Origin of the sequence: Weissella sp. MSCH1 (assembly GCF_045799135.1) — a bacterium.
Classification (GTDB): Bacteria; Bacillota; Bacilli; order Lactobacillales; family Lactobacillaceae; genus Weissella.
In genome coordinates, this window is sequence record NZ_JBJMBA010000037.1 from 53022 (window position 1) to 69707 (window position 16686).

12 protein-coding genes and 1 tRNA gene are annotated in these 16686 nt (G+C 45.9%); 11 read left to right on the plus strand and 2 right to left on the minus strand.

The genetic code is table 11. From position 1 onward, the window contains the following. Positions 1-107: 107 nt before the first annotated feature. The 5 genes from leuS (at position 108) to ACJ28U_RS05055 (ending at position 7603) form a co-directional block, all read left to right on the plus strand. A complete protein-coding gene (gene leuS, locus ACJ28U_RS05035; protein ID WP_407618590.1) occupies positions 108-2522 on the plus strand; it encodes a leucine--tRNA ligase in 2415 nt (804 codons plus the stop codon). A gap of 128 nt (positions 2523-2650) precedes the next feature. Further along, a complete protein-coding gene (locus tag ACJ28U_RS05040; protein WP_407618591.1) occupies positions 2651-3718 on the plus strand; it encodes a glycosyltransferase in 1068 nt (355 codons plus the stop codon). Positions 3719-3802: 84 nt separating this feature from the next. Continuing rightward, positions 3803-3875: transfer RNA gene (locus ACJ28U_RS05045), tRNA-Arg, on the plus strand. Positions 3876-3936: 61 nt separating this feature from the next. Then, positions 3937-6075 carry a polysaccharide biosynthesis C-terminal domain-containing protein gene (locus ACJ28U_RS05050; protein WP_407618592.1) on the plus strand — a complete coding sequence of 713 codons (2139 nt, stop codon included), beginning with the start codon at positions 3937-3939 and terminating at the stop codon, positions 6073-6075. Between the two features lie 265 nt (positions 6076-6340). Beyond that, on the plus strand, positions 6341-7603 hold the full coding sequence (locus ACJ28U_RS05055) for an aminoacyltransferase (protein WP_407618593.1): 1263 nt from the start codon (positions 6341-6343) through the stop codon (positions 7601-7603). A 48-nt stretch (positions 7604-7651) separates the two neighbouring features. On the opposite strand, the gene ACJ28U_RS05060 is transcribed toward ACJ28U_RS05055, so the two are convergent. Then, positions 7652-8575: a magnesium transporter CorA family protein gene (locus ACJ28U_RS05060; RefSeq protein WP_029237436.1), complete on the minus strand. Its 924-nt coding sequence runs from the start codon at positions 8573-8575 to the stop codon at positions 7652-7654. A 144-nt stretch (positions 8576-8719) separates the two neighbouring features. Here ACJ28U_RS05060 and ACJ28U_RS05065 point away from each other — a divergent pair, with 144 nt between their 5' ends. Further along, positions 8720-8857, plus strand: coding sequence for a hypothetical protein (locus ACJ28U_RS05065; protein ID WP_003608805.1), 138 nt, complete (start codon positions 8720-8722; stop codon positions 8855-8857). A gap of 86 nt (positions 8858-8943) precedes the next feature. On the opposite strand, the gene ACJ28U_RS05070 is transcribed toward ACJ28U_RS05065, so the two are convergent. Then, positions 8944-10083, minus strand: a complete 1140-nt coding sequence (locus ACJ28U_RS05070; RefSeq protein WP_407618594.1) for a trans-sulfuration enzyme family protein — start codon at positions 10081-10083, stop codon at positions 8944-8946. Between the two features lie 157 nt (positions 10084-10240). On the opposite strand from ACJ28U_RS05070, the gene ACJ28U_RS05075 reads away from it, so the two are divergent. From ACJ28U_RS05075 to pepV, 5 genes are all read left to right on the plus strand, one after another. Then, entirely contained in the window at positions 10241-11401 is a 1161-nt protein-coding gene (locus ACJ28U_RS05075; RefSeq protein ID WP_407618595.1) for an NADH-dependent flavin oxidoreductase, read from the plus strand. A gap of 2 nt (positions 11402-11403) precedes the next feature. After that, entirely contained in the window at positions 11404-11712 is a 309-nt protein-coding gene (locus tag ACJ28U_RS05080; protein WP_099088678.1) for a hypothetical protein, read from the plus strand. Positions 11713-11929: 217 nt separating this feature from the next. Then, positions 11930-13357, plus strand: a complete 1428-nt coding sequence (gndA, locus tag ACJ28U_RS05085; RefSeq protein WP_407618596.1) for an NADP-dependent phosphogluconate dehydrogenase — start codon at positions 11930-11932, stop codon at positions 13355-13357. Positions 13358-13690: 333 nt separating this feature from the next. Next, positions 13691-15022 carry an APC family permease gene (locus ACJ28U_RS05090; protein ID WP_407618597.1) on the plus strand — a complete coding sequence of 444 codons (1332 nt, stop codon included), beginning with the start codon at positions 13691-13693 and terminating at the stop codon, positions 15020-15022. A gap of 114 nt (positions 15023-15136) precedes the next feature. Then, on the plus strand, positions 15137-16540 hold the full coding sequence (gene pepV, locus ACJ28U_RS05095) for a dipeptidase PepV (RefSeq protein ID WP_407618598.1): 1404 nt from the start codon (positions 15137-15139) through the stop codon (positions 16538-16540). The last annotated feature ends 146 nt before the right edge of the window (positions 16541-16686 follow it).

Consider the following 16686-nt stretch of genomic DNA (forward strand, 5'->3'; position numbering starts at 1 on the left):
AATGACGTCTCGATTCGGCTTTATGTTCGAGTGGTTAAACCCGCTTGTTCATTGAAATAAGGCGGTTTTTTTGTTAAAGTTAGAACATTAAAGTGAGGTTATCGATAATGGCATATCAACACAAAGAAGTAGAAAAGAAGTGGCAACGCTTCTGGGAAGAAAATCAAACCTTTAAGACGTCAGCAGACCACTCAAAGGAAAAGTTCTTCGCAATGGACATGTTCCCATTCCCATCAGGACAAGGACTGCACGTTGGGCACCCAGAGGGTTACACAGCAACTGATATCGTTTCACGTATGAAGCGTATGCAAGGCTTTAACGTTTTGCACCCAATGGGATTCGACGCGTTTGGTTTGCCTACTGAAGAGTACGCAATTAAGACGGGTGAAGATCCTCGTGTGGTGACGGCAAAGAACGTTAAGAACTTCCGCCGCCAAATGAAGACGCTTGGGTTGTCATATGACTGGTCACGTGAGGTTAACACAACTGACCCTAAGTACTACAAGTGGACGCAATGGATCTTCGAACAATTGTACAAGAAGGGCTTGGCATACGAAGACGAAATCATGGTTAACTGGGCACCTGATTACAATGGTGGGACAGTTGTTGCCAATGAAGAAATCATCGATGGTAAGACGGAGCGTGGTGGCTTCCCAGTTTACCGTGTGCCAATGCGTCAATGGGCATTGAAGATTACGGCCTACGCTGATCGTTTGTTGGAAGATTTGGACGATGTGGATTGGCCAGATGCCATTAAGGAACAGCAACGTAACTGGATTGGTCGTTCAATCGGTGCTTCTGTGAACTTCAAGGTGAAGGGTTCAGATGCTGAAGTTGAAGTCTTCACGACGCGTGCTGATACGTTGTTCGGTGCAACTTACCTTGTTTTGTCACCAGAACACGCGTTGGTATCAGAAATTGTTTCTGATGACCAAAAGGAAGCCATCGAAGCCTTCAAGAAGTCAATTGCATCAAAGTCAGATTTGGAGCGTACGGACTTGAACAAGGACAAGGCCGGTGTCTTCACTGGGGCATATGCTATTAACCCAATGAATGGCGAAGAATTGCCAATCTGGATTGGTGACTATGTCTTGGCGTCATACGGAACGGGTGCCATTATGGCGGTTCCTGCGCACGATACGCGTGACTACGAATTTGCGAAGAAGTACGACTTGCCAATGCGCCAAGTATTGGCTGGAGGTGATATTGCCGACGAAGCCTACACAGGTGACGGCGAGCACATCAACTCAGGCTTCTTGGACGGCATGGGTAAGCAAGAAGCTATCGACAAGGCAATTGCTTGGTTGGAAGAGCAAGGTGTTGGTCACAAGCAAGTTAACTACCGCTTGCGTGACTGGATCTTCTCACGTCAACGTTACTGGGGTGAGCCAATTCCTGTCATCCACTGGGAAGATGGTGAAAAGACGCTTGTACCGGAAGACCAATTGCCATTGCGTTTGCCAGAAGTTGATAACATCATGCCTTCAGGTACTGGTGAGTCACCATTGGTCAACGTTGACGACTGGGTAAACGTGGTTGACGAAAACGGCCGTAAGGGTAAGCGCGAGACGAACACGATGCCACAATGGGCTGGTTCATCATGGTACTACTTGCGTTACATGGATCCACACAATGATAAGGAAATTGTTTCACCAGAGGCGGAGGCTTACTGGCAGAACGTTGACTTATACATTGGTGGTGCTGAGCACGCCGTATTGCACTTGTTGTACGCCCGCTTCTGGCACAAGGTGTTGTACGACTTGGGTGTTGTGCACACTAAGGAGCCATTCCAAAAGTTGGCTAACCAAGGTATGATCTTGGGTGAAAACCACGAGAAGATGTCTAAGTCAAAGGGCAATGTTGTGAACCCTGATGACGTGGTTGAACAATACGGTGCTGACACCTTGCGTTTGTACGAAATGTTCATGGGACCTTTGGAACAATCAATTGCTTGGTCTGAAGACGGCTTGGCTGGTTCACGTCGTTGGTTGGATCGTGTTTGGCGTTTGTTCATTGATGATGATGACAAGTTGCGTGATCACATTACAACGGTTAACGACCACAAGTTGGACAAGATTTACAATGAGACGGTCAAGAAGGTAACGGACGACTATGAAGGTCTTCGTTTCAACACAGCTATTTCACAAATGATGATTTTCATCAACGAAGCTTACAAGGCTGAAAACTTGCCAGTTGAATATGTTGAAGGCTTCATCAAGTTGTTGAACCCAATTGCGCCACACATGACGGAAGAATTGTGGAGCTACTTGCACAAGGATGAATCTGTGACGTACGCTGCTTGGCCAACGTTTGATGAATCTGCTTTGGTTGAAGATGAAATTGAAATCGTCTTGCAAGTTAACGGTAAGGTGCGTGGTCGTCTGACGATTCCAGCCGATGCTGACCGTGACAAGATGACAGAACTAGCGCTTGCTGATGAAGCAGTGCAAAAGCAACTCGATGGTGGCCAACCTAAGAAGGTGATCGCGGTCCCTGGTAAGTTGGTTAACGTCGTCTTGTAAAAAATAACATGTCAGGTTTCAGGACATGACATGATACTTTTTATTCAGAAGTGACTATACTTAAGAGGAACACTCAAATTGTGGGTGTTCCTCTTTTTTTATGCCTTTGGTAGAGGGGAGGGTGCAGTATGAAGCGTGTACTCATGGCGATAGAAAATTTGGGACTTGGCGGCATGAAACGAGCTGCTACAGTGGTTGGTAATGCGATGACGGCATTTGCGGATGTACAGTACTATCAACTGGCAGATGTGCCTTCTTATTATGAGTTACAAGGCCGTTTAGTCCCGGCCAAGCATCCAGTGATGCCCGAAAATGGGGCCGCGCCATTAACCCGTTATGCGGTGCAAATGGCCGATTTGGGGGATGTTTTAATAACTGAAAAAATTGATGTGTTAATTGTAAATGCGGGGATTTTAACAAGCTTTATTCCGTATCTTAAGACGCGGGCGCCGCATGTGCAGATGATTGCTTGGATGCATAATAATATTGATACGTACTTTAATCAGTATTATCGTGAGATGCAATCTGAATTTGTGGCCGGTGTGAAGGCAGCTGACGCGGTCGTTGCTTTAACAGAATCAGATTTAGCTGGCTTTCAAACAGTCACTGATCGGGTGATTAAAATTTGGAATCCGGTTACGATGCCCATTGTGGGTCAGGCTGATGTGACGAGCCACAAAATTGCGTTCACGGGTCGCATTGCCATCCAACATAAAGGTATTGATATCATGTTAGCCGTCGCACAATACTTGCCTGACGATTGGCAGATTATCATTGCTGGTGATGGTACGCCAACGGATGTCGCGGAGTTCAAGCGGTTGATTCATGCTAATCATGCTGAAAATAAAGTCGTGTATCGTGGTGCGCTCCATGATGAGGCGTTGGCCGAGCATTATCGGCAGGCATCTATCTTTTTGGCAACATCACGATGGGAAGGACTGCCGCTGGTTTTGGTTGAGGCAATGAGCTTTGGCTTGCCAATTGTGTCGACGGATAACACCGGGGCGGTTGAAATCCTTGAAGGTGGTGTGTACGGTGAGTTAGCTACGAAGGACGCAACAGCCATCTGGCACCGATTGGAACCATTGCTACACAGTACGGAAATGCGGCGTGTGTTGGCATCGAAGTCATTAGCCCGCGCGAAAGACTTTGCAACGGGACCGATTATGGCGAAATGGCAACAATTAATTGAATAGAAAATCATGCCCGTTGTTTCGGATTTACTTTGACTCTACAAACAACGGGTTTTCTTGTGTATAATAGTAACTTAGGTAAGTTTTGGCGCTATAGTTCAACAGGATAGAACAAGGACCTCCTAAGTCTTAGATCACAGTTCGAGTCTGTGTAGCGTCATTGAAAGTAGTATCGATTATAGTAGTGACTACTGTGACAAACGAAAGGGGACGGTCAAGAAATGGCTGACGATAAATCATCCAATTACGAAGAATCACCATTCCGTCGTGACATCACGTTTGAGGAATTGGCGGCTTTATTAAACGGTGCAACAGTTGATGATATCTTCGAAGCCCGTGATGAGCAGAAAGAGGCACAACATGATTCAGCCTCGGCGAAGGTAGAGCCACGATCAGTGACCGAAGTTGTAACCCGTCCGGAAGGCGTCTCAACATTCAAAGTACATGAGGTACCTGACACATTTGCGCGTGAAGCGAGTGTGAAACCGGATTCAATTGAGGAAACCCATACGGATGAAGCTGCCGCTGTTCAGCCAGTGACGGCTAAGGCGGTGACACCGTCGGATATTATGACAGCTGAACCAGCCACCGTAGCTGAAGAGGTTACGCCAGTGCAACCACCAGTTACGAAAACTGTGACTCGTCCTGAACCTGCGTACACGGCAGAAAGTGTACCTGAAGAACCAACGCCAGCTATGGCTGATGAAATTGAAACCGTACCGGAGCTAGAAGCCGACTTCATTGATGATGAGAACGCGGCATCACGCATGTTGCGTGGCTCAGCATGGATGACCATTGGTAGCTTAGCTTCCCGTGTATTAGGGGCCTTGTACATCATCCCCTGGGTTGCAATGATTGGAAATTTGTATTTCACGTCAGCGAACTCATTGTTTGCTCAAGGTTATCAAATTTATAGTGTGGCCTTGCTAATTGCAACGGCTGGTCTGCCGAACGTCTTGGCACGCTTGGTGGCGGAATATGGCGCGTCTCGCCAATATGGGGCGGTGAAGCAAGTCTTCCGTCAGGCCTTACAATTGGGAGCCATCCTGGGAATCGCCTCTGGAGCGGTGCTCTACTTCTTAGCTGGGGTGTTGTCACAAGGTGATCCAAACGTGATCCCAGTCATTCACTCATTGGCCGCCGCGGTGGTTATTATTCCGGCCCTTTCAATGTTACGTGGTTACGTACAGGGATTCGAGTTCATGGGCTTGTCGGCTATGTCACAGTTCATCGAGCAGCTTGTGCGTGTGATTTACATGCTAGCTGCGACTTATTGGATTATGATTGGACACCATGGCAATTGGATTGATGCAACGGTCCAGTCAACGTTTGCGGCTTTCTGGGGCGCGTTAGCTGGAATTGCAATTCTGGTATATGGTATTTGGCGTCGTCGTCAATTCTTTGCAACGCAGCTTGCAAATGCAGTACCAGCACCAGATTTCAATCCCCGTGCAGTGATGCTCCGTATGGCGCGTCAATCAGTGCCAGTTATTTTTGCTGGTTCGGCAATTTCACTGGTGCAAGTGATTGACCAATACACGTTCTTCCGCATTATGAATCACTTCACGTCGGTTGTGAACCATGCGCAACAAGCGATGTTTTCACAATTTGCGTTTAATTCAAATAAGCTAATTATGTTGGTTGTGTCATTGGCAGTCGGTATGGCCGAAACAGCTTTGCCAATGCTAGCGCGTGCCCATGAAATTGGGGATCGCGACAATATTAACAACCAAATTCAATTTGCGTTTAAGTTGTTGGCATTTGTGATGATTCCGGCCTCACTTGGCATGGCAGCGGTGGCACGACCACTCTATATTGTGTTCTATAACACAGCTGACTTAACGAATGGTACGCTGGTGCTGCAATTTGCTAGTTTCACGGCAATCTTGCTGGGGGCTTACATGGTTGTGTTGGCGTTATACCAAGGATTGCATGATTTGCGTTACACCGTTAAAGTGTTGATTTTGATGCTAGTTTTGAAGTTTGCTTTACAAGTGCCATTAACGATTTGGTTGTACGGCATGGGGCCATTGGTTTCAACAGCATTGGCCTTTATTGTCGGATTGGCGATGTCAATTCGACGTTTGACGAAGCGCTTTGATATTAGTTGGGCACCATTTAATTACTCGGCAATGATTATCCTATTCTGGAGTCTGGTGATGTACATTGTGGTTGCACCGGTCGTTGGTACATTAGGTTACTTTGTGTCAGATGGGAAAATCCCACAATTTATCTTGTTGATTGTTGGCGGTCTGGTCGGTGCCGTAATTTACGGTATTGCCATGCTAAAGACACACGTTGGTGAGGAAGTGCTTGGCGCACGGGCAACAAGTTTAGCTCATAAATTACATTTGAAATAACAGAAAACGAACTAGCGATTATCGTTAGTTCGTTTTTATTTGTGTTTAAATTAAGTTTTGCACAGCTTTCTGTGGATATTATTGTGGATAAAACTGTTACTTTGTGGATAACTTTGTATAACCGGTGGATAGTGTTTAGTCTTTTCAACAGGTTACCCACAGTGCCGAATTATTAAGAGGTTCGCGTGGTTTTTGTTAATTTACAGGTAGATAGCGTATAATTTAGAGTATTGAAATTCTAGTTAAGGGACATAAGTGAGAAGATATGACACGATCATTTGAACAATTGACGGAGGCCCAATTTGATGACTTTGCGCAAGGTCATCAGGCCGGTAGTTACTTGCAAACCAGTGCTCAAGCCCGTTTGCTCGCGCGCCGTGGCTGGCAAACAGCTTTGGTAGGGCTGGTAGAAGACGCAACGGTTGTGGCTGCCGCCGTACTAGCTTGGATTCCAGTGCGCATGGGTAATCTTTTCCAAATCGATGGTGGGATGCTGATTGATTACAGCAACCAGACGCTTGTAAATGAATTTGTGGCTGGTGTTGAAAAGTTTGCCAAGTCGCACAATGGCTTGTTCTTGCGTGTCGTGCCCAATGAAATTTACCGCCGTTACGATGATGAAGGGGCTCAAATCGGGACAGCTAACGAAGCGCCAATGACCACCTTAACAGCTGCGGGCTTTAAGCACACGCCAGCACCTAAGGGATGGACAACGAACGCTTCGCCATCATGGCAATATGTGAAGGACCTGACGCCAGTGCTAGCAGCTGACGATGCCGACAAGGCGTTACGTCAATCTTTTGCCAAGGATGGCAAGTACTACCTTAAGAAGACGGATCAATTTGGTATTAAGTTGCGTCGCTTAGGGCGTGAAGATTTAACCGACTTCAAGGCCTTGACGCAACACACAGCTGATCGTTTGGATTATCACGATAAGGACTTAGAGTTCTATCAAATCGTCTTTGATGAATTTGGTGAGGATGCCTACTTTGTCTTTGCCGAAATGGACTTTCCAGCTTACATTGCGGGCCAAGAAGCTGCGCGCAATCACTTAGCTGAAGTTGTGGCGGATTTGGATGCCCGCATCGCGGAAAAGCCTAATTATAAGAAGTTGCAACGTCAACGTGCGGAATATGCGGATCAACATAAGCAACACGAAAAGCGCATTGCCCAAGCGCGGGTCGAGCGTGAGAAGGCGGGGCAAGATGTGGTGGTCATTGCGGGTTCATTATTCTTGGCGACCGCTAATGAAATGATTTACTTGTATTCAGGTACTTACGACGAGTACAAGAATTTCTATGGCCCATATGCTGTTCAAGAGTATGCCTTTAAGCAAGCAGTGGCACGTCACATCCCACACTATAATTTCTATGGTATCTCAGGTGTGTTTGATGGATCAGACGGTGTGCTTGGCTTCAAGCAAGGCTTTGCTGGTTTTGCTGAAGAGAAGGTGGGCACTTTCGTTAAGCCAATCAATGGCCCTAAGTATGCGATTTACAGTTTGTTGAAGAAATTAATGGGTCGTTAAGACACAAAAAAGGCACCTTCGTCGGAAGGTGCCTTTTGGCGTAATCGGTTACTTTCGAAAGAACCCCGACCGCCATAGAATGACGGTGGTAATGCTCATCAGAATTAAGGTCAGAATGATTGTAATAATCCAACCCATTGGGGTGTGTGTGAAGGGCAATGAAACGTTTTGGCCAAAGAACCCTGACACAATGTTAGGGACCGTCAATACGATTGATGAAACCGTCAGCAATTTCATGGTCCAATTCAAATTAGAATTTGCCAAATTAACGAACGCATCCGACACGCTATTGGTCACGAGCTGTGATAGTTCACCAGTATCGATGGCTTGTTGTAATTCGACGGTAACGTCATCAATGCGTTCAGCCTGGTGGTCAGTTAATTGTACCGTTTTGCGTGCTTTGTATGAACGCAGTAAATCGCGGTCGGTATGCAGCGAATTAAGTAAATAGATTAAATCAGTTTGCAAATCCATTAGTTGGTCGATGGTCTTTTGGGTTTGCTTGGTTTTACGAATTTCACTTTGGATTGGCGTGCGTCGGCGATTGATTTCCAAAATTGCCGACATGAATTTAGAAGATAGTAACTCGGCACCGTTAAGAATGACGTCGAGTGGGGTAGCGTGATCGGGCAATGGTCGGCGACTCACTTCGGTACCACTGAGATAGTTATCCACATAATCAGTTTCGGGACGCGTAAAGGTGAACAACCGCTTTTGGTCATTGCTAAAGAGCATGCCGATTGGCTCGGTTGTGGCCCGGGTTGATGTTGGCGTCACCACATCAAAAATGATTAAGGTTAAATCAGCATCTTCGTCGTACTCCATTCGGGCACTTTCGTAGGGGTCAACAGCATAACTAAGTAATTCATTGGGAATGAGCTGGTCGGTCGTGAGCCATGAGCGCTCTTCGGGTGTCATATCATGTACTTGATACCAGATGAAATCTGGGAACGTTGTCTTTTGTGTAATCATAGTAACTTTAGTATACGGGCTTAGCATATGGTTCTCAACAATTTGTGAGAGAAAGTTTGACGGATTTAGGATAAAGGTTTGACGCACTTTGTTTTTATCGGTATACTAGTAAAGTTATCGATAACATAAATGGAGGAAATGATCATGGCTGTTCAATCACCATATAACTCATGGGCTCGTAAGCGACCAACATCACACGATTCTGCAAAGAAGGCTCGTGTGGCTGAAGTTGTTAACATTCAACAATGGGCCAAGGGTAAGGCTGAATTGGAGTCAAAGTAATTTGACGACATCAGTAGCTTACTGAAAAACCGCGTTAAACGTAGATATACGTTAACGCGGTTTTTATTTTGCATGCTTAAGCAATATTACAAGGCGTCCAAGCCCTTTGTCATGTCGGCAATTAAATCATCGATGTCTTCAATACCGACTGAAATACGAACCAATTCATCCTTAATGCCGTTAGCTAAACGAATGTCGCGCGGAATTGACGCATGGGTCATGATGGCTGGCACTTCAATCAAAGATTCAACACCACCAAGTGACTCGGCTAATAGGAAGACATCCAAATTCTCGACGAACTGCTTAACGTCCAACCCAGGTTGCAATTCAATTGACATCATGCCCCCGAATCCACGCATTTGACGACGCGCGATTTCGTAGTCTGGTGTGCCAGGTAAACCAGGGAAATAAACTTTGGCTACCTTGGGATGGTTGTTTAAGAATTCAGCTAATGCCATGGCGTTTTCATTATGACGCTGTACACGTAAAGCCAATGTCTTAATTGAGCGTTGCACCAAGTATGAATCTTGGGGTGACAAAACGGCACCAATTGACATTTGAATAAACTTGATTCGTTCAGCCAATTCGGCGTCCTTAACAATGACGAAGCCAGATAATACATCGGCGTGACCGCCTAGATACTTTGTGCCGGAGTGAATAACGATATCAGCACCTAAGTCTAAGGGGGTTTGATTGTAAGGTGAGGCGAATGTATTATCCACGACTGCAATGGCGCCAGAATCGTGAGCGATGCGGGCTGCTTCAGCGATATCGGTGACGTGCATTAATGGATTTGATGGTGATTCCAAATAAACCATTTTCGTCGTTGGCTTAATCGCTTCTTGTAAAGCCACACTGTCAGCGGTATCAACGGCCGTAAACGTAATGCCCAAATCCGTTAAAATCCGATTAACTAAGCGGAAGGTGCCGCCATATACATCGTTGGCCATCACAATGTGGTCGCCGGCTTTCAATAAACTCATTGTGGCATGAATCGCTGCCATACCAGATGAAAAGGCAAACCCATCTGTTCCGTTTTCAATGGCCGCCATCACTGATTCCAAAGCGAATCGGGTAGGGTTTTCACCACGTGTATACTCGTATTTTGCCTGACCACCAAGTGTCTGTTGGTGATAAGTTGACGTCTGATAGATTGGCATTGTAATAGCACCCGTGTAGGGATCTTCTTGTGTCCCGCCGTGAATGACCTTTGTTTCAAACTTCATATTCGAGTCCCCTCTTTTTCTACAAAACAAGCCGACAAATTTGTTAAACTTATTGTAAATGTCAGCTGAGATTTCAGCGAGAAAAAGGGGCATAAATACGCCGTTGTCCAGAATGCTATAATTGTAATCACATATAAAGTAGAAAGAGTTAAATCTGATGAGTTATAAATTCCTTGAGCCTTTTAAGTTGGCGAACGGTGTTGAAATTAAAAACCGTGTTGTTTTTCCACCAACAACTTTGCGATCATCATTTGCGACGGGTGTCGTGACAGATGATGAGGTGAATTACTACAAGATGCGGGCTGGTGGCCCAGGCTTAGTTATTGTCGAAATGGCCTACGTATCGATGGCTGGTAAGACCTATGTTGGCCAAATTGGGGCGGATGTCGATGAGAAAATTCCAGGCCTGAAGAAAATTGCGGATGCCATTAAGAATCGTGGTTCGGTCCCAGTTTTGCAGCTATCATTTGGTGGTCGTATTGCCCAAACGGCTGCTGTGTTGCACGATGATGTTGTTGGCCCTTCAGATGTACCAGGTCACCAACCAGGCATGGCAACACCGCGACCAATGACGGATGACGAAATTCGGCAGAGTATTGCTGATTTTGGTGAGGCTACGCGCCGGGCAATTGCAGCTGGCTTTGCTGGTGTAGAATTGCACGGGGCCAATATGTATGCGATGCAACAGTTTTTCTCAGAACACGCTAATCAGCGGACGGACGAGTGGGGCGGTGATTTAACTGCGCGTATGCAGTACGGGTTGGCGGTTTTAGATGCGGTTGTGGCTGCACGGACCGCGTATGCCGATGACCAATTTATTATTGGGTACCGCCAATCACCTGAGGAACCAACAACGCCAGGGATCCGTTTCGATCAGTCCTTGGCGATGGCCCAAGAAATTATCAAGCGTCCAATTTCTTATTTCCACATTTCATCGAAAGATGCGTTCCAGACGCCGTTTATGAATAAGGAAGACCAAGAGCCGTTGTACGCGAAGTATAAGGCCATTTTGGGTAACATTCCATTGATTGTGGCTGGCTTGTTGCGCACGCCAGAACAGGTTGAAGCACTTGTACAAGCAGGTGTCGATGGTGCGGCGATTGGGCGTGAGTTGATCGTCGATCCTAACTGGGTACAAAAGGTGACTAATCAAGACGAAAAGGGTATTCGGTACGCTATTTCAACAAGTGATTTTGACATGTTGGGTATTCCAGAACCATTGCGTTTCTGGTTGTTAACACGTTTCAAGAAGGGACTGGTTGTCTCAACGGATGACCAATTTGATCCGCAAGTGCCGTGGGCATATTATCGAGGTTAATGATGGCAGATAAATATCCAACAGCAGAGTTAATTGGCGTTGTGATGACGCAAAGCAACAGTGGCGCTTTTGAACCTAAGGAGAACCCGCTCACGCCGGCTGATTTTCACAGTTGGCGTATTGGTAAGCACACGAAGGGAAAGCTCGGTAAGCCAGGTCAACTATTTTTGACGGAAAATAACCTGACTGTGATGTTAGTAGAAACCAAGAAGCTAGCCTTTAAAGATCGCCATGCTATCACCCCAATGGGTCGGTTTATGACGACAACTGCTTCAGATGAAGTAGTGACGTCCGTATTGGCACAATATTAAATAAGCATAAAGAATGTCGGACAGTGAGTTGTCCGGCATTTTTTATTGCGCAAATTCAATTACCAATCAAGGCGCATCAACTTAGCTGACGTTTGTATATGGGATAAACAATTTCACAATTAATTCACCAACACTTTTTATTTTGACTTTAAACTAATGAGGACTAAACTTATAGTCAATCGAGGGATAGAGATAAAACTTTGGAGGAAAATAAAACATGGCAACTGCAGATTTTGGTGTTGTTGGTTTGGCCGTTATGGGTCGTAATTTGGCTTTGAATGTTGAGTCACGTGGTTACACGGTGGCTGTTTACAACCGTTCAAGCGCTCGTACTGAAGATTTGGTACAAACGCACTCAGACAAAAAGTTTGTGCCAGGTTATACTGTCGAGGAATTCGTGAAGTCAATTAAGGCCCCACGTCGTATCTTGTTGATGGTTAAGGCTGGTGCCGGAACTGATGCCGTCATTGAAGAATTGCTACCTTTCTTGGAAAAGGGTGACATTTTGATTGATGGTGGAAACACGTTCTTCGAGGATACAATGCGTCGTTCAGAGAAGTTGGCCCAATCAGGCATCAACTTCATCGGCATGGGTGTATCAGGTGGTGAATTGGGTGCCTTACAAGGTCCTTCAATGATGCCTGGTGGCCAACGTGACGCTTATGATTTGGTTGAGCCAATCTTGAAGGAAATTGCTGCGAAGGCGCCTGAAGATGGCAAGCCAACGGTTGCTTACATCGGACCAAATGGTGCCGGTCACTATGTCAAGATGGTCCACAACGGTATCGAATATGGCGATATGCAATTGATTGCTGAGTCATACGACTTGTTGAAGCGTTTGTTGAAGTTGGACAAGGATGCTTTGGCAGGCACATTTGCTGAGTGGAACAAGGGTGAGTTGGACTCATACTTGATTGAAATCACGGCGGACATTTTGACACGTGATGATGATTTGGGTTCAGGTAAGCCAATGGTTGATATGATTTTGGACCGTGCTGGTAACAAGGGAACTGGAAAGTGGTCATCACAATCAGCCCTTGAAGTTGGTGCCCCACAATCATTGATTACGGAATCAGTTTACGCGCGTTACATTTCAGCAATGAAGGACGACCGTGTGGCTGCTTCTAAGGTTTTGGCTGGTCCTGAGTTTAGCTTTGAAGGGGATGTTGACGCGACGGTTGAAGACATCCGCGAAGCATTGTACTTTGGTAAGATCATGTCATATGCACAAGGTTTCGACCAATTGCGTATGGCCTCAGATCACTATGACTGGGATTTGCAATACGGTGAGTTGGCCCAATTGTGGCGTGCTGGTGCGATTATTCGTGCTCGCTTCTTGCAACGTATTACAGATGCTTACGACAATGAAGCTGGTTTGCACAACTTGTTGTTGGATCCATACTTCAAGGATGTTGCCGAGAAGTATCAAGCAGCAGCCCGTCGTGTCATTGCATTGGCAACGGCAACTGGTGTACCAGTACCATCATTGTCAGCAGCGGTTGCTTACTTTGACTCATACCGTTCTGAAGTGTTGCCTGCTAACTTGATTCAAGCGCAACGTGATTACTTTGGTGCGCACACTTACGAGCGTACGGATAAGCCAGCTGGTGAGATGTACCACTACTCATGGTATGAAGAAGCTTAATCTCGTTAATAGTTAATATTAAAAACAATTAATCTCAAAAACTAAGGGTAACGCGCTTGGTTTTTGAGATTTTTTTATTGCTTGTTTAATTTCTGAGAATATGATAAGATTTTAATCGTTATAAAAAACGCACACTAAAAAGAAGGAGAACGATTATGTTCGTCATTGCTAATAACAATAATAATAATGATCGTTCAAACTCAACACAATTAGTGATTGGGCGTTTTCGTGTAACGCTTGAACTGTAAGAACGATTTGCAGTCATCCAATCGCTAGGATTGGGTGGCTGCTTTTTTTATATCATTGTTATGTGGGAGTTGTAGGAATTACGTTATGGAAAACAAGATTGAATTGAAACGATCGATGGGTATTTGGTCGGGGTTAGCGATGGTCATCGGAACCGTGATTGGTTCGGGAATCTTCTTTAAGCAAGCGGGTGTCTTGCAAACGGCGGGGTCGTCAACGGCCGGGTTGTTAGCTTGGATTGTCGGTGGTGTGATTACGCTGGCGGCAGGATTAACAATTGCCGAGGTTGGTGCACGTTTGCCAAAGACGGGTGGTTTGTACAGTTACATTGAAGAGCTTTATGGTCCTGCGGCTGGGTTCTTAGCCGGTTGGATGCAAGTGGTCGTTTATGCACCGGCTGTTATTGCTTCAATTGCAGGGTATGCCGCATTCTTGACGGCGAACTTCTTGGGCTTGTCACAATCATCAGCTACTTGGATTTCAGTTATCTTCGTGGTCTTTGTGGCTGGCATCAACATGTTGGAGAATCGTGTACCGGCTGCCTTCCAAGTAGCAACGACCTCAATTAAGCTGGTGCCAATCGCAGTCTTGATTGTGTATGGCTTGTTCTTCGGTAAGGTTGATGCCTTGGGACAAACGGTTCACCAAGTGACAACGACCGGTGGTGGTTTTGGAATGGCCATTCTGGCAACCTTGTTTGCGTATGATGGTTGGATTTTGCTATCAAACATCGCTGGTGAGTTGAAGAACCCACGCCGTGATTTGCCTCGCTCAATCGTGGGTGGTTTGCTAATCGTTGTCTTGGCTTATGTTGGGGTGACATTTGGTGTGTACCATGCTTTGCCATCAGATAAGATTGTGGCGTTGCAAAACAATGCCACGTTTGCGGTGGTTCGGGCTGCCTTTGGTGACTTTGGTGGGCGTGCATTGAGCTTGGCCATCATCATTTCAATGTTGGGAACGTTAAATGGTAAGATGCTGTCATTCCCACGAATGGCCTACGCGATGTCATTAGATGGCTTGTTCCCAAAGTATTTGAGCAAGCTAACACGTAAGACGCAAGAACCAGTGAATGCCATTATCACGGTGACACTGATGACGGTGTTGTTGGATATCTTCTATACCAAGGGTGTGGACCGCTTGTCAGATATTGCAATCTTTACGATTTGGATTTTCTATACTGCTGCATTCTTCGGTGTCTTCATTTTGCGTCGCCAAGTGAAGAAGGGACTTTTGGCTGAACAGGATACGTTGTTCAAGACGCCATTGTTCCCAATTACACCATTAGTTGCCATTTTTGGTGCCTTGTTTGTTTTGGGATCAACAATTATCAACGACTTTGCCGGGGCTGCTTTGTCAATTGTACTAGTCTTGATTGGATTACCGGTCTTCTACTACTACAAGAAGAAGCGCGCATAAAACAGGTTATAAAAAAGCGAGGACACATGGTTGTCCTCGCTTTTTGGCTTTACAGGGGTTGGCCAACTGGTTTAAAATCTAAAGTATTAAAAAACCGTGAGAAAAGAGAACGCTATGGAGTGGTTCGAACGAACAAAGCCGTATGAGGCGGATTTGATTGCCGACTTAAATCAAATTGTAAAAATACCATCAATATTGGATCCAAATACACAGTCGGATCGGACACCGTTTGGCGTTGACATGGCGCGTGCTTTAGCAAAGATGGAAGAATTGGCTGCACGTGATGGCTTTCGTTATGGTCGGGTCGACAATATGGTCACGTGGATTGAGTACGGACCGGCCGACGCAGCCGAAACAGTCGCTATTTTGACACATATTGATATCGTGCCCGCTGGTGAAGGGTGGTTACGTGACCCATTTAAGCCAGAAATTTTGGACGGTCTCTACTTTGGGCGTGGGGCAGCCGACATGAAGGCTGACCTGATGAGTGCGTATTATGCGATGAAATATTTAGCAGACCATGAAATCACGTTGACTCGCAAAATTCGTTTAATTATCGGGACGGACGAAGAAAACGGGTGGCGTGATTTACCTCGTTACTTCGAGGTAGAGGGCGAGCCGACAATGGGCTTTTCACCAGACGGCGCCTTCCCGGTTGTGAATGGTGAAAAAGCCTTTCAGACGGTGCAACTGCGGTTTGCTAACCAGACTACCGGAGATTACGTGTTACGGCGTTTCATTGCTGGTTCACGACCAAATGTTGTCCCAGGCGAAGCGCGAGCACGTGTTTCAGTGCCGAATCCAGCTCAAGTACAAACTGAATTTGCGACGTATTTGGCACAATATCCGTTTTTAAGTGGGCAAAGTGAAGTTCGTGATCAAGAAGTGCGTCTCTTGTTGAAGGGTGTGCAAGCGCACGGGGCTTACCCGCAAGATGGTGAAAATGCGGGAACCTATTTGGCCAACTTCTTGCGCCGTTTTGCATTTAATGCCGATGCCAAAACATTTTTGGATTTCATTGGTCGCGTTGTGCATGATGATATTGGTGCCGAAAACCTTGGGCTACGGTATCATGATGAAGTGATGGGGGACTTAACGCTTAATGTTGGTGTCATGCGATTTAGTCAAAATGGTCAAGGCACGATTTTGTTGAATTTCCGTTACCCACAAGGTGTGAATGTCCAAGCAGTGACAACCCAAGTCCAACGGCATTTGGGCGACTTTGCGGCGACTGTTGAAGTGTGGCCAGGGGGAATGGAACCGCATTTGGTCCCCGAAACAGATGAATTAGTTGGGACGTTATCATTAGTTTATGCGAAGCAAACCGGGATGTATATGAACCCCCGTACGTCAAATGGTGGGTCATATGCGCGTTTGTTGAAGCGTGGGATAGCCTTTGGTGGCCAGTTCCCTGACGTGCCAGTTACGAGTCATCAAGCAAATGAATCAACGCCCGTTGCGAACTTAACGCGATCGATGGCCATTTTTGCCGAATCGTTGTTGAAATTGGCGAAATAAGATCAAAAAAGAGGCTGGGACAGAACAGTTCTAGCTGAAAATGAAGAAGGAGAAGAAAATCCGACGGATTTTCTTCTCCTTCTTTCTTTTTATCCAAAAATAACGGGATTTTATCCCGCCATGATGGCCATTTTCGTCATATTCAT